We start from the raw sequence: 20621 nt of genomic DNA on the forward strand, positions 1-20621 counted from the left end.
TGGGAAACAAAAAATCGAAGATCATAGTTAATAAGTTTCTGAAAACTAAATTAAAAATTTTCTTCAAATAAAAAACCTCTTCATTTCGAAGAGGTTTTTTATATAATTAGTGACAAAAGAAAATCATTAATCACTCATAATTTATCATTGATAATTAATAAAGCAGTTTGTAATATTCATCCGCCATTCTATCACTTCCAAACTGGATTTTTACATCATCCATAGCATTATGAACGATTTTTCTCCATTGGTCTGGCTTCTCATAATAAGTTGGGATAATCTCATTTTCCAAAACATCATAAAGATTATTAAGGTCAAAGCTGTCTTGTTCTACTACAGGCCAGTTATCGTAATCTGCTTTTGGAACTACGAAAGAGTTTTCGCCGTGTTTTGCAAACTCCGGAATCCATCCGTCGTCTGTAGAAAGATTAACAGAACCGTTCATAGAAGCCGTCATTCCACTTGTTCCGGATGCTTCTCTAGGTACTCTAGGGTTGTTCAACCAAATATCAGAACCTTGTTTCAAAGCCTTACTCAAAGCTAATTCATAACCTGTAAGAACGGCCATGTTTTTATGATTCTTACTTTCCTCAACCAAATTGTTGAATGTAGAAATTGCACCATAATCCATTGGATAAGGTTTTCCTGCCCAGATGATTTGAACCGGATGCTCTTTGTTCTCCAACATTCTTCTGAAACGCTCCTTGTCTGCCAACAAAAGATCTGCTCTTTTATAACCTGCAAAACGTCTTGCCCAAACAATGGTCAGAACTTTGGTGTCAAACATATTGCCTGTCTGGTCTGCTACGATTCTGAAGGCTCTTTTCTTAAGATAAGCTTTTCTGATGTCGAACTCTGCAGCGTCATTATTTTCTTTGTGTTGATAAAGCGCCTTGTCGCCCCAGTAGCCGAACTCCTGAGCATTGGTAATAGACTTGATTTCACAAATCCCGTCATATTTGTTCCATATATCTCTGGAAACTACGCCGTGTAATTGAGAAACGCCATTCGCAATTCTTGACATTCTCAAAGCACAAAGCGAGTGGTTGAATCTGTCATCCTGCACACCTTCGATTCTCTTCACTTCATCGATGGTTAAACCACAGAAATAAGACATATCGTGGCAAAGGTGGATGTTGTGCTTTTCGTTTCCAGCTTCCTCCGGTGTATGGGTTGTGAAAACTAATTTTTCTTTCACTTTAGCCAGATTACCACCATATTTTCTCAAAAGATAGAATGCTGCAGGCAAACCGTGCGCCTCGTTCAAGTGGTAAACTTCTCTGTGGAAATTCATCTCGTCTAATAATTTTGCACCACCTTTTCCTAGAAGGATATATTGTGCAACCTTTGTAGATTCGTTGGCGTCGTATAATTTGTGGCAAATAGTCTTAGATAAATGATCGTTTTCCGGCACGTCTGTACTCAAGAAAAACATAGGACAGGTTTTAAATGTCTCTGGAGCCAGATACCAAACTTTTACCCAAACCGGAGCATTATGAATTTCGATTTGGAATTTGATGCCCGTATCTTCCAAGAAGCTGTACATTTTTTTTGTCCAGATTGGATTCAGGGTTTGATCCATATTTCTGCTTTGGTCATAATAACCATATTTCCAAAGTATCCCGATTCCTACAAAATCTTGCTTCAGGTTGTATGCACTCTTCATATGAGATCCTGCAAGGAAACCTAATCCGCCGCTGTAGATCTTCAGAGCCTGATCTATGGCAAACTCCATAGAGAAATAAGCCGTTTTTTTGGAATAATCTGGATTGATGCTGTAAGGCATCTTAAAGTTTTTAAAATCCATTAGTGTAGTAAATTTTTTTTAAGGTCGTCTATATGCCTGCAAATATAATAATTAGTTTTTTGTACCGTAGAGTATACACTTTATAATGTTCAAAAAATCAAAGTTGTAATAGTGCTATTGGGCTTCCATTGCTTGTTTATGAAGCTTTAAAAGAATTTTTAAATAGCTCAGTCTTGAATCTTATGTCTTGAGTCTTATTTCTTTTTTGTTAAATTTAATTCATATAAGTGTTTTGTAATCAATAATTTATTAAATTTAAAAAGGTTTAATTTCTAATAATACGAAGATGATTTATTGTGAAGACCTTAATAAGAATCTGGAGATTTGTGTCGCTTCCAAAAGTGAAAAATCTGATAATCTGGTAAAGTGGTATCATATCATTGGTAGCGCCAACCTGCATGAACGTGAGGAATATCAGAAAAAAACAGAATTGCTACTGCTTGATACGCTCTTCCAGCATTTTCCCGAAATGGAAATCGAAAATCTGACAGGCGAAAGCCCCGATTTTATCATCAATTATAAAGGAAAGCAGATTGGGATAGAAGTTTCGGAGATTATTAACCATTTTGAGCTCAAAAAAAAGGAGAGTTATATTAATCATATCTTTCGCACCGTAGAAAAGGTTTTGACAGAATATAAAAGTCTTTATGCAATCTATCATCTTAATATAGACTATACACAGGAAGATTTTTACCAGCAACCTGAGCAATTAATCAAAGAAATCTCATCTGCAATTACCAATAACAAAAAAACCAAATTAGTAAAACATATCAGAAGAACGCCTCATCAGAAAGGCGTTCTTTTGTTTTTGGAGTATCAGTTGTCTCTGTTTGATGAGCTGCATTCTGACAAAATTCTGGAAGTCATCGAAAAGAAGAATACCAAATATCCTCTATATAACAGCAAGACGAAGGAATGCTGGCTGGTGCTGGTTTCTAATATGCACAACATCGCTTCCCGATACAGCTACATCCACGCCAAAGAAGAACTGAAAAAAGTGAAAAGCCCTTTTACAAAAATTCTGCATTTGGAAAATCTCTATAGCCAGATGATGGTGATTAAGTAGTTTTCTAGTAATTAATTGATTAGATTCTTTCCTAAAGATATAAGCAGTTATAAACTAAAAGTTAAGTGTTTGTAAAATTTTAGAAAATGGAATTTTAACAAATAAGATTTATCCACAAAATTGGTGCGATTTTGACAGTATTTTTACATTTATATTAACATTTTAAAACTCAGGTGTTTGTTTTGGTTATGCGGTTATATTTGCTTGCTTAATGAAAACAAATGCTATGGATCAAAATTTATTCTCTCTGAGAACATATTTTTTCTGGAAGTCTGTTCAGGCTTTTTTACTTTTCTTTTTACTTTTAATAGGAGGGAAAGCTATCGCTCAATATTCTGGAACTGGTACGTTTACCAAAGTTACTGCTGCTACAGGTTTTACTGATGGCTATTATGTTGTTGCTTATGGTACAACTCAGGCAATGAATAATACTCATAACGGGACATTTTTTGCGAATACATCTATTTCTCCAACTTCAGGAACCACAATTACTAATCCTTCAAAGGCAATTGTTTGGAAAATAGAAACTAACGGAACAGGAAAGTCTATATATAATGAAGATGCCAATGTTTTTGCATCTTACACAGGTAGTAGTAATAATGTTCAAGCTGTATCTTCGGCAACTACTAATAATCAAAGATGGACTTTTACTTATTCTGGTGGAACATTCAGTGTTCAGAATCTCGGAGTTAGCGGTAGATCCTTACAATACAATACAAGTGCTCCTAGATTTGCTTGCTATACAGGCAGTCAGCAAGATATTACTTTATATAAGCTAACAGTTACTGCTGCTCCAACTCTTACACTTACGCCTACTTCTATAACGGGGTTAAACTACTCTCAAGGTTCAGGACCTTCAGCATCACAATCCTATAATATAAAAGGTACTAATTTAACAGCAGGGGTTACTGTGACAGCACCTGCTAATTTTGAAGTTTCAAAAACAGCAGCAGGTACTTACGCAGGTACTATCTCTTATACGGCTGCAGAAGGGAATGTTTCTGCAGGGCAAACAGTATATGTCAGATTACAAAGTGGATTAACTGCCGCGACTTATGGAGGTTCAACAACTTATGTAACCAATGCTAGTGCAGGGGCAACTACAGGAAATGTTTCTGTTACTGGTACAGTTGCTGCGCCTGTTACTTATACGCTTACTTATAATGGTAATGATAATACCAGTGATCCAAGTACCATTCCTGCAAACGATAGCTTTACAGGAGGGCAAAGTCCAGGTATTATATTAGCTAATCCTACAGCACTTATGAAGAGTGGTTATACACTTGCAAGCTGGTACAGTATTCCGAATGGCATTAGTGGAGGTGTCATCAATACACCGGGTTCTAGTTATGGACCTGCGCCGATGCCAAGTAGTAATATTACGATATATGCTCGCTGGAAATTTAATGTAGCTTACAATAATAATGGCGGGTCGGGAACAATTTCTAGTCAGGATGGTTACTATAACGGAACTACGGGTGTTAAATCGGGTACAATTGTTCTAAATAATGGTTCAGCTTTTACAAGAGCAGGATATACTTTTGGTGGCTGGAAAACAACCGCAGCAGGTATTGTAGCAGACTATACTGCAGGGTCGACTTATACACACTCAGGTTCTAATGAAACAGTAACTTTGTATGCCCATTGGATAAAAAATCCACCTAAATTTACAGTAACGCCAGCTTCTTTATCTGGTTTCAACTATGTGGAAAGCAATGGTCCTTCTGCTGCACAATCTTTTGTATTGAATGGTAGCGATTTGGAAAATACAGACACCGATCCTGTAGAATTGGTAACCATAGATGACCGATTTGAAATTGCGGAAAGTGCATCAGAACCTTATAGTCATGCAATAGCACTTCCTGCCAATTATACTGGCGCCTCTAAAACATTCTATGTCCGCTTGAAAGCAGGTTTAACAGCTAATGCTAATTATACTGATACGGTTCTTGTAAGTGGAGGAAGTGCTATAGAAGCCAATTATGCTGAGGTAGCATTGTCAGGAAGTGTAGCAGCTTGTCTAGCTCCTACTACACAGTCATCAGTTACATCATTTACTTCGGTTACTTCATCAGGTATGACTGTTAACATAACCGCAGGTAACGGTATTGGTAGAGTAGTTATGATTAATACAGTTAATAACTTTACAAATCCAGCCAGTTCTAATGCTTTGCCGATTGCTAACACAGTTTATGATGGTGGAGAGCAAGTCATCTATGTCGGCGCAGGAAATAGTGTCGCAATAACAGGTTTAGCACCATCTACAACATATTATGTCAGAGTATATGAATACAATATTTGCTCAAATAATTACATATACAATACAACTACAATTACTAATAATCCAAGAACAGTAACTACACCTTGTCAAATTCCTTTGACTCCGAATGGTGAGATTACACCTTTGGAAAACCCGGTGTGTATTACTGCGGTTCTTATTTATGAAATAGGAACTCAAGATGAAGCCAATATTGCAACTGGTGCAACTTTATATTGGCAGACTACAGCTACAGGAACGTCTACAGCTAATCAGGTAGTTTTTGTTAATGGTTCTTCGGCTTCTGAACCTTATTCTGTTACAGCCTCTGGTAATTATTATGTTCGTGCTTATAATGGTTTTTGTTGGAGCACGGGTTCTTATGTAACTCAAGAGCCTATCTCTATATTATCAGCACCAATTATCACGACTCAGCCAATCAATCAAAGTGTCGTAACTGGAGCTAATGCAAACTTTTCAGTAGCTGCTACTGGATCTGCTCCCTTCACTTACCAATGGCAAGAAAGCCCGACAGGAGCAGCCGGAACCTGGATGAATGTAGGAACAAGCAGTAACACCTTGATTCTTACAAATGTACCATTATCTAAAAACGGATATAAATATCACGTCATTGTAAGTAACGATTGTGGTAGCAAAACTTCTAATACAGTAACACTTTCTGTAATAACTGGACCTTGCTTTGAAGAGACTTTTAATGCAATTACGGCAGGTAATAGTACTAATACAAGTGGTTCAAGCTCTATTTGGTCCGGGAATACCAATTTTCCAACGACTTCTACTGTTTATCAGGCAGGCAGTGCAATTAGAATTGGAACGACAGCTAGCGGAACAATTACTTCAAGAAACTTAACAGAAGTGAGTGGTAATATTACCGTAGAACTAGATGTTAAAGGATGGACCACTGTTGAAGGCAGCTTTAATGTTACCATAAATGGTGTTACAAAAAATGTAACTTACAATAATAAAATGGCAGATGGTTTTGAAACTGTTACTGCTCAATTTGAAAATGTACCAGCTGGTTCTCAATTAACAATTTCAACGACAAGAAGAGGATTCTTAGATGCAGTAAGAGTATATTGTGCTAATAGTTGTACTCCGGCCACAATTACAGCATTCCCAACAAGTGGACCTGCCAATACAATCGTAACAATTACCGGAACTGATTTCACTGCTGCTTCAACAGTTAAGTTTGGATCCGCAAATGCAGTTGTTCACTATATCAGCGCTACACAAATCAGAGCAACGGTTCCGGTGACAGCTGATGGAGATATTATTGTTGATACAGCTTTAGATTGTGATTCCGGAACTGCTTTTACATTAATCAAAGAAGATGCTACGGGTTGTGAAGCGGTAACAGGATCAGGTTCTGGTACAATTGCAACAGATCTTATTATATATGAAGTGTATGACGAGAATGGCGGATCAGGAGGAACTGTTTCTATCTACAACGGAACTAATGCTGCTGTTGATTTAGCTGACTACAGTTTCTTTAGAGCTAATGATTATGGAGTATCTTACAGTAGTTATGGAACATTATCAGGAAGTCTTCCAGCTGGTGGATTAGCTGTAATTGGAGTAAGCGGATCGGCTTGTGGATACACACCAACTGGTAATGGAAATATTACAGGAGGCTTCAATGCAAATGACGGTTTGCAACTGAGAAAAGGTTCTGTTATAGTTGATGATTTCAAAGCACCTAATTATGTAGGTTATTATCTAAAAAGGAAGAACGGGTTTTTATCTCCTAAAGCAACTTTTGTAGAATCAGAATGGGCTGCTGAAGTTGTAGAAACGGGACGGTGTTTGGCTAATGTGGCATCTCAAACTCCGGTAATCAAAACACCTCCGGTAATTACATCTCAACCATCTTATGTTGTTAATTGTGATATTGCGAACGCTTCTTTAGCACTTACAGCAACAGAAGGTTATGTAGGAGGTAATACATTGGCTTACCAATGGTATGAATTGAAAAACACAGGTGATTGGACAGCCGTTGTTGATGGTGGTGTTTATTCAGGTGCGACTACTCGGACTTTAACTATAAGTGATGTTAATGGTCTTAACAATTATCAATATTACTGTCAGGTAAGAGAAAATACACAGACTTGTTATACAGCAACACAAGCGACTCAAATCAAAGAAGCTTCAAATACTTGGGCAAGCAATGTCTGGACTAATGGAACACCAGTTTTTGGAAGCAAAGTTATTATCGCAGGAAGTTATAATACTCAGACAAATGGAGCGTTGGATGTTTGTGATTTGACCATCAATACGGGAGGAACTTTGAGAGTAAGACCAAATTTTCCGGTTACCGTTAAAAAGAAAATTACGAATAATGGATCTGCGGCTAATTTCATTGTAGAAAGTGATGCCAATTTAATTCAAACCGATAATGTAATCAATGAAGGTGATATCCAGGTGCAGAGAAGTGTAACGGATATGAACAACAATGCAGCTGTTGCTATTGATTATGTTTATTGGAGTTCACCGGTTAATGGGCAGACTATTAAAGGAGCAAGCGGTTTCTCTCCGAACACGCCAACAAACGGTTATTTACAATATAACGAGTCGAATGATAAATTTACAGTGACCAACGAAGCAACATTCCAAATAGGAAAAGGTTATGCGATCCGTGCAGAAGCTGGAACTGATGGTTACAACAAAACATACAATTTCAATGGAATCCCAAATAATGGAAATCTTCAATATCAAAACCTGAAATGGACAGACGCTAATCACGGCTTCAATCTGGTAGGAAACCCTTATCCATCTAATATTGATTTTGATTTATTATATCAATTGAACTCGGCTAAAATGTATTCTACGGTTTGGTTCTGGACTAATAATAGCTATACTGCTGGACAAGTTGGATCCGGATATAATGGTAATAATTATGCAATTTATAATGGGACTGGAGGTTCACCGGCAACTTATAATCCAGAAAATCCTTACGATGGATCTATCGTGCCGAATGGAAAAATCAAAGTTGGACAAGCTTTCATTATCCAGGCAAAAGCAGGAGGTAAAGATCAGCCGTTAGATTTTAGTAATAATATCAGAGTGACGGATAATGGTAACTTCTACCAAAAATCAACTCCAAAAAATAGATTCTGGCTCACGATGACTTCTCCTTCTAATTTGGTTAATACAATTCTTGTAGGTTATATCGAAGGAGCAACCGATAATTATGAAACCGATTTTGACGGGGAATTATTTGCAGTGGGTTCAGATTCTTTCTATTCTATATTAGGTGCAAGAAAATTAGCTATTCAAGGTAAGGCTAATAGCTTCTCAACTGACGATATTATTACTTTAGGAAATGTATTTGCTGTCAATGGAACTTACAAAATTAAACTTCAAACTGCGGAAGGTATTTTTGAAACTAATCAAAAAGTCTATTTAAGAGACAGGGTGTTGAATCAATATTTTGATTTAAGTAGCAATGAAACTTATACTTTTACAGCAACTAAAGGAGCTAATAATAACCGTTTCGAAATTGTATATAAAGAAGGTACATTAGCTGTGGCTGATGACGAAAAATCTGAATTTCAGGTGTACAGAAGTGGGGACAATTTTGTAGTTCAATCCTCGGATAAGCTTGGAAATGTAGAATTATATGATGCTAGTGGAAAATTGATTCGTCAATTATATTCGAAAGAAAAACAGATTGTTATTGAGACTAATGCTTTACCGCACGGAATATATATCGTGAAAGCTGAAAATTCTGGAAGTTTAAGAACAAAAAAAGTGATTAAGTAAAATTCAATTAATTAATCTAATAGTAAATTTTAATTTGCCTATATCTAAGAGCCAGAAAGTATATTTTCTGGCTCTTATTTTTTTAATGTTAGAGTTGAAATGTGTAATTATTCCCGGGTTCATCTATCTTAAGAATATCTAAAGCTTAATCATAATACACTCTTTGATTAATGGTAAGTGATGTTTTTAAACAATTTAAAATATTCTTTAAAATTAAACTTCCTACAAGTCAGCGTTATAAGAAAAACTCACCTAAATAAGTTTGCTAATATTTGCGAGGTGAGCTAAGAAAGTCTATTTTTGCCACCGCTTTGAGAGATAAGCAGCGCAGGAGTTACAGGTTAATAGATATTGAGTATTTAATGAGAATAAAATTATTGAATATAAAATAATAAAAAGCTTGTAGGAATAAAAAGATTACTTATCTTTGCAATCCGAAATCGAGAGATCTAGGGGCGCAGGAGAGGGGTTAAGAACATACTAAAATAATTTTCGAGGTTACGAAAAAAAACTTCAAAAAAGTTTTGGTAGTTTGGGAAAAACTTTTTACTTTTGCACTCGCAAATCAGGGACAAGATGACAGATTAAGAATCCTGAGGAAGCGAAAAGAACAAAGTTCATTGACATAACATATAACAACCAAGTAAGGAAAAAAAACCAAAGCGTCAATTTAAAATTGAGTTTGAGTATAAGGACAAACAAACATACAATGGAGAGTTTGATCCTGGCTCAGGATGAACGCTAGCGGGAGGCCTAACACATGCAAGCCGAGCGGTATTGTTTCTTCGGAAATGAGAGAGCGGCGCACGGGTGCGGAACACGTGTGCAACCTGCCTTTATCTGGGGGATAGCCTTTCGAAAGGAAGATTAATACCCCATAATATAATTGATGGCATCATTGATTATTGAAAACTCCGGTGGATAGAGATGGGCACGCGCAAGATTAGATAGTTGGTAGGGTAACGGCCTACCAAGTCAGTGATCTTTAGGGGGCCTGAGAGGGTGATCCCCCACACTGGTACTGAGACACGGACCAGACTCCTACGGGAGGCAGCAGTGAGGAATATTGGACAATGGGTGAGAGCCTGATCCAGCCATCCCGCGTGAAGGACGACGGCCCTATGGGTTGTAAACTTCTTTTGTATAGGGATAAACCTTTCCACGTGTGGAAAGCTGAAGGTACTATACGAATAAGCACCGGCTAACTCCGTGCCAGCAGCCGCGGTAATACGGAGGGTGCAAGCGTTATCCGGATTTATTGGGTTTAAAGGGTCCGTAGGCGGATCTGTAAGTCAGTGGTGAAATCTCATAGCTTAACTATGAAACTGCCATTGATACTGCAGGTCTTGAGTGAGGTAGAAGTAGCTGGAATAAGTAGTGTAGCGGTGAAATGCATAGATATTACTTAGAACACCAATTGCGAAGGCAGGTTACTATGTCTTAACTGACGCTGATGGACGAAAGCGTGGGGAGCGAACAGGATTAGATACCCTGGTAGTCCACGCCGTAAACGATGCTAACTCGTTTTTGGGTTTTCGGATTCAGAGACTAAGCGAAAGTGATAAGTTAGCCACCTGGGGAGTACGTTCGCAAGAATGAAACTCAAAGGAATTGACGGGGGCCCGCACAAGCGGTGGATTATGTGGTTTAATTCGATGATACGCGAGGAACCTTACCAAGACTTAAATGGGAAATGACAGATTTAGAAATAGATCCTTCTTCGGACATTTTTCAAGGTGCTGCATGGTTGTCGTCAGCTCGTGCCGTGAGGTGTTAGGTTAAGTCCTGCAACGAGCGCAACCCCTGTCACTAGTTGCTACCATTCAGTTGAGGACTCTAGTGAGACTGCCTACGCAAGTAGAGAGGAAGGTGGGGATGACGTCAAATCATCACGGCCCTTACGTCTTGGGCCACACACGTAATACAATGGCCGGTACAGAGGGCAGCTACCAGGTGACTGGATGCAAATCTCGAAAGCCGGTCTCAGTTCGGATTGGAGTCTGCAACTCGACTCTATGAAGCTGGAATCGCTAGTAATCGCGCATCAGCCATGGCGCGGTGAATACGTTCCCGGGCCTTGTACACACCGCCCGTCAAGCCATGGAAGTCTGGGGTACCTGAAGTCGGTGACCGTAACAGGAGCTGCCTAGGGTAAAACAGGTAACTAGGGCTAAGTCGTAACAAGGTAGCCGTACCGGAAGGTGCGGCTGGAACATCTCATTTTAGAGACTATACGTCAAAAAATATTAAAGTGCTTTATACAAAAGCTTTGGTTTTTTTACTCGGTTGATTATATAAAAAATAAACCCACTAGAAATTAGTAAAGGGAATGAGATAATTATTAATTAATAATTGTTAATTATTAATTATTTAATAGTCTCGTAGCTCAGCTGGTTAGAGCGCTACACTGATAATGTAGAGGTCGGCAGTTCGAGCCTGCCCGAGACTACTAATTAAAGTTTAAGGTTTAGAGTTTAAAGTTGAGGGTTTTAACCCGAAACAAAAAACCTAAAACCCGAAGCACCTAGCGGGGAATTAGCTCAGCTGGCTAGAGCGCCTGCCTTGCACGCAGGAGGTCAAGGGTTCGACTCCCTTATTCTCCACAGTTTTAGGAGTTTGATTTAAAAGTTACGATTGGAGCCAACAACAACAATTGTTCATCAGACGAATAGAAAGCAAAAAGATCATTGACATTAACGGTAAAGACATCACAAAGAGAAAACCGAGCGCAAACAAGCGCTTGAGTAACCTAAAAATAGGAAAGAAATCGTTAAGGGCGTATGGCGGATGCCTAGGCTTTCAGAGGCGAAGAAGGACGTGGTAAGCTGCGAAAAGCTGCGGGGATCGGCACACACGAATTGATCCGCAGATGTCCGAATGGGGCAACCCAATACATTGAAGATGTATTACCCGCCGTAAGGCGAGGAGCAAACCCGGAGAACTGAAACATCTAAGTACCCGGAGGAAAAGAAATCGAAGAGATTCCGTAAGTAGTGGCGAGCGAAAGCGGATTAGCCCAAAAGTTTTTATATGTTTAAAAGAATGTTCTGGAAAGAACAGCCATAGAGGGTGATAGCCCCGTATTTGAAAGGCATATTTGGATGATAAATGAGTAGGGCGGGACACGTGAAATCCTGTCTGAATATGGGGGGACCATCCTCCAAGGCTAAATACTCCTGAAAGACCGATAGTGAACAAGTACTGTGAAGGAAAGGTGAAAAGCACTTCGAATAGAAGGGTGAAATAGAACCTGAAACCGTACGCCTACAAGCGGTCGGAGCACCTATATGGTGTGACGGCGTGCCTTTTGCATAATGAGCCTACGAGTTAATTTTACTAGCGAGGTTAAGGACTTCAGGTCCGGAGCCGGAGCGAAAGCGAGTCTGAATAGGGCGCATAGTTAGTAGGATTAGACGCGAAACCTTGTGATCTACCCATGGGCAGGTTGAAGCTTTGGTAACACAAAGTGGAGGACCGAACCGGTTGACGTTGAAAAGTCTTCGGATGACTTGTGGGTAGGGGTGAAAGGCCAATCAAACTGGGAGATAGCTCGTACTCCCCGAAATGCATTTAGGTGCAGCGTTGAGACAAGTTTATTAGAGGTAGAGCTACTGATTGGATGCGGGGGAGTCAAATCCTACCAATTCCTGACAAACTCCGAATGCTAATAAATGTTTCTCAGCAGTGAGGGCGCGGGTGCTAAGGTCCGTGTCCGAGAGGGAAAGAACCCAGACCAACAGCTAAGGTCCCTAAATATATGCTAAGTTGAAACAACGCGGTTGGACTGCATTGACAGCTAGGATGTTGGCTTGGAAGCAGCCATTCATTTAAAGAGTGCGTAACAGCTCACTAGTCGAGCGGTCCGGCATGGATAATAATCGGGCATAAGCATATTACCGAAGCTATGGATTTATAATTAATTATATCTGGTAGGGGAGCATTCTATTTGCGCCGAAGCAGTATCGTGAGGTATTGTGGAGCGGATAGAAAAGAAAATGTAGGCATAAGTAACGATAAAGGGGGCGAGAAACCCCCTCACCGAAAGACTAAGGTTTCCTCAGCCATGCTAATCAGCTGAGGGTTAGTCGGGACCTAACGCGAACCCGAAAGGGGTAGTGGATGGACAATGGGTTAATATTCCCATACTTGCTCACACTAAAAAGGGGACGGAGTGACGTAGCTACTGGAGACTGACGGAATAGTCAAGGCCTAGCCTTCGGGCGAAGCTGCTGTAGTGAACTCGCTTCCAAGAAAAGCCGAAGTGAAGCAACCCGTACCAAAACCGACACAGGTAGTCGAGGAGAGAATCCTAAGGTGCTCGAGTGAGTCGTGGCTAAGGAACTAGGCAAAATAGTCTCGTAACTTCGGAAGAAGAGACGCCATCAGCAATGGTGGCCGCAGTGAAGAGGCCCAGGCGACTGTTTATCAAAAACACAGGACTCTGCTAAATCGAAAGATGCTGTATAGGGTCTGACACCTGCCCGGTGCTGGAAGGTTAAGGAAGGGCGTTAGCGTAAGCGAAGCGTTTGACTGAAGCCCCAGTAAACGGCGGCCGTAACTATAACGGTCCTAAGGTAGCGAAATTCCTTGTCGGGTAAGTTCCGACCTGCACGAATGGTGTAACGATCTGGGCACTGTCTCAGCCACGAGCTCGGTGAAATTGTAGTATCGGTGAAGATGCCGATTACCCGCAATGGGACGAAAAGACCCTGTGAACCTTTACTATAACTTCGTATTGACTTTGAGTAAGTAATGTGTAGGATAGGTGGGAGACTATGAAGCGGGCACGCTAGTGTTCGTGGAGTCAACGTTGAAATACCACCCTTTACTTACTTGGAGCCTAACTTCTTTCAGAAGGACATTGCGTGGTGGGTAGTTTGACTGGGGTGGTCGCCTCCAAAAGAGTAACGGAGGCTTTCAAAGGTACCCTCAGCACGCTTGGTAACCGTGCGTAGAGTGTAATGGCATAAGGGTGCTTGACTGTGAGACCTACAAGTCGATCAGGTGCGAAAGCAGGACATAGTGATCCGGTGGTTCCGTATGGAAGGGCCATCGCTCATAGGATAAAAGGTACTCCGGGGATAACAGGCTAGTCTCCCCCAAGAGCTCATATCGACGGGGAGGTTCGGCACCTCGATGTCGGCTCGTCACATCCTGGGGCTGGAGAAGGTCCCAAGGGTTGGGCTGTTCGCCCATTAAAGTGGCACGCGAGCTGGGTTCAGAACGTCGTGAGACAGTTCGGTCTCTATCTATTGCGGGCGTTAGATGTTTGAGAGGGCTTGATTCTAGTACGAGAGGACCGAATTGAACAAACCTCTGGTGTATCAGTTGTACCGCCAGGTGCACCGCTGAGTAGCTACGTTTGGAAGAGATAAGCACTGAAAGCATATAAGTGCGAAACTCGCCTCAAGATGAGACATCTTTTAAGGGTCGTTGGAGATGACGACGTTGATAGGCTACAGGTGTAAAGACAGTAATGTCATAGCCGAGTAGTACTAATTACCCGTAGATTTATAGCCTATTGGTTACACTAACCCAGGCGTTTGTTGCGCAACAAAGGTTCTCTCTTTGTGAAAGTTTTTATCGATAAATATAATTTAACAATATAATAATTTAACGATGTATCAATTTAATTGTTACACTGTTACATAAGATAAATTGTTACATTAAACCATATTTAGGGTGGTTTTAGCAGAGGGGCTCACCTGTTCCCATTCCGAACACAGAAGTTAAGCCCTCTAGCGCCGATGGTACTGCGAAAGCGGGAGAGTAGGTCGCCGCCAGTTTTTTTTAAAAGCTCATCAATTTATTTTGATGAGCTTTTTTTATGACCATACCTCAAAGAAGAATCGATGCAAGGATACCTCTAATTATATATTGAAATCATTTTCAATACTAAAAACTAGACTGTATGTATTTTAATGAGATTTTTTCGTTTTGAAGTTTCAATCTATAGCATACTAAAGTAATGCAAATTAGTACTTATTAGTCACTGTCTTTACTGAAACCAAAAACTCTTGTTTTTTTCCTTTGTTAATAAAAATACCTACAACATATAAATTAATCTTTGTATTATGTAATAAATATCGTTTATGACTCTACTTCCTCAAGAACAAGAAATCAATCAATTATTCATTCAATCCTAATCAGAATCAATGTTATTTAAAATGATAACTAAGAATTATCGGAATGTATTAGAAAAATAAGTTGATAGAAATACAGTAAATCAAAGAAAAGAGAAGCGCTGTAAGCCGGATTCTGTTGAAGCTTGTTATTTATCTGCGTGATACATTGCTGCATCACTTTTGCTGCCTACCCCTCATCAATGGCCGGGCTAACCTTAAATGATGATATACTTGGCATTGCAAAGTATAATTTACTTCAGCTGTACTTTAGTAAGCCTCTTAATAAATAAAAACTTGTCTCATTTGTTTAGGCTTTTTTTTATTAATCCAATATTGAATTTTTTTCCGATAATCTATTTAACATAATATTTTATGTTTTATTAATTATATGCTTCGGTTACATATTATTGGTGTTTTTTATATTATAAAATGAATATTTATTTCTTTATAGTAGATAAAATTTTATTTTAGTTATCTTGTTGTTTTTAAATAATAATCTTTTTTTTTAACATTATATTAAATATTTTTTCAAATATGTATTTTTTTTCGCAAAAAAATTCAAAATAAGTTATACATTAGCTTCATCGTAATAATTAATTAACACAAAAGATTATGATGAAAAAATTTACCTCAGTTAAAGCATTCTACGCTTTTTCAGGAAAGCTTGTCTTTTCTATCTTGTTTGTTACTTTTCTATCATTAGTAAAAGGACAGGTCACTCAAACTTTTTCTTATACAGGTTCAGCACAATCATTTGTAGTTCCATCTGGCGTAACTACTGTAAGCGTCAAGATTTGGGGTGCAGGTGGAGCAGGGTCTGATGGCTCTGGAGGTTCCGGAGCATTTTTGAAAGGAACATTAGCTGTCACTTCTGGACAGACACTTACTATTGTTGTTGGGGGAGGAGGTAGTTTCAGCACTAGTGCAGTTTCTGCCGGTGGTTACGGAGGAGGCGGTGCATCAGGAGGGGCTTATGGTGGTTCAGGAGGAGGATATAGTGGTATCTTTAGCTCTGCCACACTTTCTCAAGCTAATGTTTTGGCTCTTGCTGCTGGAGGTGGAGGTGGAGGATATTATGGAGACTCATCTTATGGAGGATCTGGAGGAGCTACATCGGGAACAAATGGTGGTAATGCTGCTAGCACAGCATATACGAGCGGTAGAGGAGCAACAATAACAGCAGCTGGAACAGGCGGGCAATATAATGGAACTGATAACAGAAATGGTTATACAGGTGCAGCTTTACAAGGTGCAGCGGGTAACAGTTTTAGTGCTACTTATTCTTATTATGGCGGTGGCGGTGGCGGTGGCTACTATGGTGGTGGAAGCGGTTATAGTAGTGGATCAACAACTAATTTTTCTTCTGCCGGAGGAGGAGGGTCATCTTATATCAGTGGATCTTTGACAGCGACTACTAATACTGTTGGTACCACAAGTAATGCTGGAGCAGCGACCCAAGCACCTGGAAATGCCGAAACTGGCTATGTATCGGGAATTGGTAATGGAGGCGCTGGATCCATTTCTGCAACGGCAGGTAAAGGAGGCAATGGTTTAATTACTATTACTTATAATACAGTCGCTTGTACAACACCAGCAGCTCAACCAACAGCTTTGACTTTTGGAACTACATCTGCTACATCTATTGCAGGTTCATTTACTGCTCCTGGAACAGCACCTAGCGGTTATCTTATTTTAAGAAGTACAAGTTCCACAGCGCCAACACCAGTAAATGGAACTTCATATACTACGGGCAATACAGTGACTTTGGGTGGCAATTCTTATTATGTGCTTCAAGGAAGTGCAACAACAGCCAATGCAACGACATTTACAGATTCGGCTTTAACGAGCAATACAAGATATTATTATTACATCTATTCATATAATAATGCCTGTAACGGTGCACCTTATTATTTGACAACATCACCTCTTTCAGATAATAAAATAACTTGTGCTGCAGCTCCCACATCACTTTCTGTTGGAACAATTACTTCCACAGGAGCTACCTTCAGTTGGACATCTGCTGCAGGTGGAAATGCCGGAACCATCAGTTCAACACTTAATATCTATAGTAATAGTGGTTACACAACTTTAGTGACCTCGGTTCCTGGAGTTACTTCATCTTATGTTTTGTCTTCGGGATTAAATTCAAGTACAACTTATTATTATCAAATTGTCAATACTAATGTTGGAGGTTGTAGTTCTTCTACCAATGGCGGAAGTTTTACAACGCTTTGTGCAAGTGTAGGTATTCCTTATCTGGAAGATTTCAATAGTGTTACAACGCCAGCGATTCCAAGTTGTACTACAGTTATTAATGCAGGTTCTGGGAATTCTTGGGCAACCGCTGCTAATCCTGCAGCTAATGGTTTTTCTTCTCAAGTATTAAGATATGCTTGGAATACAAGTAATGCTGCTAATACCTGGTTTTTTACCAAAGGACTAAATTTAACATCTGGGGTATCATACAGATTGACATTTAAATATAATAACAATAGTTCCGCATTTGTAGAAAAGATGAAAGTGGCTTATGGTACAAATAATACTGTTGCAGCAATGACTAATACTTTAGCAGATTATTCTAACATTACTGGAGGTGCATCCACTGCAAATTCTGTTATAATAGATTTTGTACCTAGCTCTACAGGTGTTTTCTATATTGGTTTTCAAGCTTACTCTGCTGCGAATCAATATTATTTATATTTAGATGATATTGCTGTCAATGTTTCTCCGGATCCAATTGTTGTTACACCGGCAGCTCCAAGTTTTTGTGCCGGAGGCTCAACGACATTGACGGCTTCTAGTACTACTCCGTATACCTATAGCTGGTCACCAAGTACGGGACTTAGTTCTACTTCTGGCGCTACAGTTACGGCAAGTCCAACTACTACGACAACTTATACAGTTACTGGAACAAGTGGAAGTATAACCAATACAAAAACGGTGACGGTAACGGTAAATCCAGTTCCTACCAATGTATGGATTACAGAAACGCCATCTTCTGCGGTTGCGTGTGATATGGATTATGTTAAGCTGGATGCGAGTGGAGGAATAGGAAATGCTGTGGCATACAGTGAGGATTTCTCTGCAGGAGTTGGTAGTAATTGGGCATATGCTGGAACTAATACCAATATTATTGGGGTTTATTACAATTCCAACAATGCTGGAGGTACTGCTTATGAAGCCGGATTGAGTTGGAGTTCAGGTTCTAATACAACAGGAAATTGGGTGTTTTTACCATACAATGTATCTACTTCTCAAAATATTCCGATCGATATTTCAGCCTTTACAAGTCTTAATTTATCATTCAAATATATGTTTGATGCTGATATAAGTTCTAGCTATGTAAGGGGGATTTATGTTGATGTATCAACTGATAATAATTCTTGGACTAATGTATGGAGCAGAACAGCAATTACTGCAGATATTGCAGCAACACAAATTAGTAATGTCAGTCTAGCGCCTTATATTGGGAATAACCAACTCTACATAAGATTTAGATATACGGGAGAAAGCTATGGTTTGTTTGATTGGTATATAGATGATATTGTTTTGGACGGTAATAAAAAACTGGTTACATGGTCTCCTTCTATAGGTTTATATACAGATGTAGGACTTACGATTCCTTATAATGGTACAGATTATCTTTCAACAGTATATGCTGCTCCGGGTACGGCAACTGCATATACAGCTAAAGCAAGTTTAGGAACTTGTGATAAGACGGCGGTTACCTCATCTATTGTTAGAAGTAAAATGCAATATACAGGTACAGGAACCGATTGGAGCACTGGATCTAATTGGTTTCCAGCGGTAGTTCCTGATGTTACAAAATGTGTCAATATCCCTGCTGGTAAAACGGTGGAAATTAATGCAACGGCTGAAGCAAAAACAATAACTATTGCTAATACAGCTAAACTTACAGTTAAGGCTAATAATTCACTTAGAATTATCGATTATATTAATATTACTAATAATTCCAATAATGATAATTTAACAATTGAAAGTGATGCTGTATTGCTACAAGATAATGCTAATGCTGCGAATTCCGGAAAAATATTAGCACATCGCGATGTAAAAATGCGTAAAATGGATTACACTTACTGGAGTACGCCAGTAACAGGTCAAAAACTATTAAATGATACTACTTTGAATGATGGTTTTTCTGTAGGAACACCAAATAACAGAATTTTCTACTACAATGAGCCAAATGATACATTCAAAGCGATTCCTGCTACCGAAACCACATTTATTAATGCTAAAGGATATGCTATTAGAGGTAAAGATAGTTATGATCCAGCAGTACTGACTTCAGATAACACATTGAAATTTGTGGGTACTCCAAATAACGGATCATTTTCTACAAATATCCAAAGGTCGGCCAATACGGACACAGGTGGAACAGTTGAGCATGGTTATAACCTCATTGGAAATCCTTATCCGTCCAATATTGATTTTATTAAATTTTATAATCTTGGTAATAATAAAAATATCATGTATGGAAAAGCGTGGTTCTGGACAGATATAACCCCGGTTACAACGCAGCAAGGATCAAGTTATTTAGGAAACAATTATGCAACAATTACTTTGGCAGGAGGAACGCCGCCAACTTACAGTGATACTACAGTAACACCTTCGCCATCTTCTGGGGCGTATACACCAACAAAGAATATCAAACTGGGTCAAGGTTTCATTGTTCAAGCTAAAAATCTTGGAACAGGCCAGGTTATAAGTTTTGATAATACAATAAGAACAAATGAGTCTGGAGTATTTTACAATAACAAGGATACAGATCAAACCAATCGTTATTGGTTGAAGCTGATTTCTCCTCAAAATGTTATTAATACTATATTAATAGCGCATGTGGATGAGGCAACTAATAATTATGAAGGTGATTATGATGCGGACATTCTCGTTGTTGGTGATGATTCCTTCTATTCTAAAGTCGATTCACATAAACTTCAGATTCAGGCAAGAGGAAGTTTTGTTGATAGTGATGTAGTTACGGTATCAGCTAAATATTCTGCAAACGGCACTTATAAATTTAGTTTGGAAAATAATCAAGGGATTTTTGCACAGAATCAAAACGTATATCTGAAAGATAAATTACTGAATATTATAACAAACCTCAAAGAAAAAGATTACAGCTTTATAGCAAGTAAAGGAACGGATGAAACACGATTCGAAATAGTATATAAAGATGATACTATATTAGAATCTGATGTTATGACTAAATCCGAATTTGAGGTTTATAAATGGAATGGTAATTATATTGTAAAATCTTCTAAATCTTTAGGTAATGTTGAAGCTTATGATACATCTGGAAGATTAGTGTATTCTGTAAAAACAAAAGAAACAACTTTGGAAATTGATGCTTCTAAATTGGTTAATGGAGTTTACATTATAAAAGCAGAAAATTCTGGCGACTTAAAAACTAAGAAAATTATTAAATAATAAGTAAGAAAATATTGTTAACAAACCATCTCAAGTAGATGGTTTTGTTGATCTTAAAGCTTTGTAATTAAAAATTTATAATAGCTAAAATTCGATTAATTGAATTTTATATTTTAAATAAACTTATATTTGTCTCCT

Annotated in this window: 4 protein-coding genes, 2 tRNA genes and 3 rRNA genes; 8 read left to right on the forward strand and 1 reads right to left on the reverse strand. The window is 38.8% G+C overall.

What is annotated here, in order from left to right:
* Positions 1–154 precede the first annotated feature (154 nt).
* Positions 155–1807 (reverse strand): alpha-glucan family phosphorylase, encoded by a 1653-nt coding sequence (gene glgP, locus KI430_RS17300; protein ID WP_248876130.1) that lies wholly within the window; start codon positions 1805–1807, stop codon positions 155–157.
* Positions 1808–2093: 286 nt separating this feature from the next.
* On the opposite strand from glgP, the gene KI430_RS17305 reads away from it, so the two are divergent.
* The 8 genes from KI430_RS17305 (at position 2094) to KI430_RS17340 (ending at position 20483) form a co-directional block, all read left to right on the forward strand.
* Positions 2094–2873: a hypothetical protein gene (locus KI430_RS17305; protein ID WP_248876131.1), complete on the forward strand. Its 780-nt coding sequence runs from the start codon at positions 2094–2096 to the stop codon at positions 2871–2873.
* Between the two features lie 226 nt (positions 2874–3099).
* Entirely contained in the window at positions 3100–8910 is a 5811-nt protein-coding gene (locus KI430_RS17310; RefSeq protein ID WP_248876132.1) for an InlB B-repeat-containing protein, read from the forward strand.
* A 706-nt stretch (positions 8911–9616) separates the two neighbouring features.
* A 16S ribosomal RNA gene (locus tag KI430_RS17315) occupies positions 9617–11133 on the forward strand.
* A 152-nt stretch (positions 11134–11285) separates the two neighbouring features.
* Positions 11286–11359, forward strand: a tRNA-Ile gene (locus KI430_RS17320).
* Positions 11360–11439: 80 nt separating this feature from the next.
* Positions 11440–11513: transfer RNA gene (locus tag KI430_RS17325), tRNA-Ala, on the forward strand.
* Positions 11514–11670: 157 nt separating this feature from the next.
* A 23S ribosomal RNA gene (locus tag KI430_RS17330) occupies positions 11671–14429 on the forward strand.
* A gap of 159 nt (positions 14430–14588) precedes the next feature.
* Positions 14589–14696 (forward strand): 5S ribosomal RNA (rrf, locus tag KI430_RS17335).
* Together the 16S, 23S and 5S rRNA genes with 2 tRNA genes alongside form the textbook arrangement of a ribosomal RNA operon.
* Positions 14697–15650: 954 nt before the next feature.
* Positions 15651–20483 carry a glycine-rich protein gene (locus tag KI430_RS17340; RefSeq protein WP_248876133.1) on the forward strand — a complete coding sequence of 1611 codons (4833 nt, stop codon included), beginning with the start codon at positions 15651–15653 and terminating at the stop codon, positions 20481–20483.
* The last annotated feature ends 138 nt before the right edge of the window (positions 20484–20621 follow it).

Source organism: Epilithonimonas zeae (assembly GCF_023278365.1).
Classification (GTDB): domain Bacteria; phylum Bacteroidota; class Bacteroidia; order Flavobacteriales; family Weeksellaceae; genus Epilithonimonas; species Epilithonimonas zeae_A.

Bases quoted from the DNA above. Each gene is read 5' to 3' on its own strand.
- glgP (WP_248876130.1), bottom strand. From the start codon at position 1,807: ATGGATTTTAAAAACTTTAAGATGCCTTACAGCATCAATCCAGATTAT.
- KI430_RS17340 (WP_248876133.1), top strand. From the start codon at position 15,651: ATGAAAAAATTTACCTCAGTTAAAGCATTCTACGCTTTTTCAGGAAAG.
- KI430_RS17305 (WP_248876131.1), top strand. From the start codon at position 2,094: ATGATTTATTGTGAAGACCTTAATAAGAATCTGGAGATTTGTGTCGCT.
- KI430_RS17310 (WP_248876132.1), top strand. From the start codon at position 3,100: ATGGATCAAAATTTATTCTCTCTGAGAACATATTTTTTCTGGAAGTCT.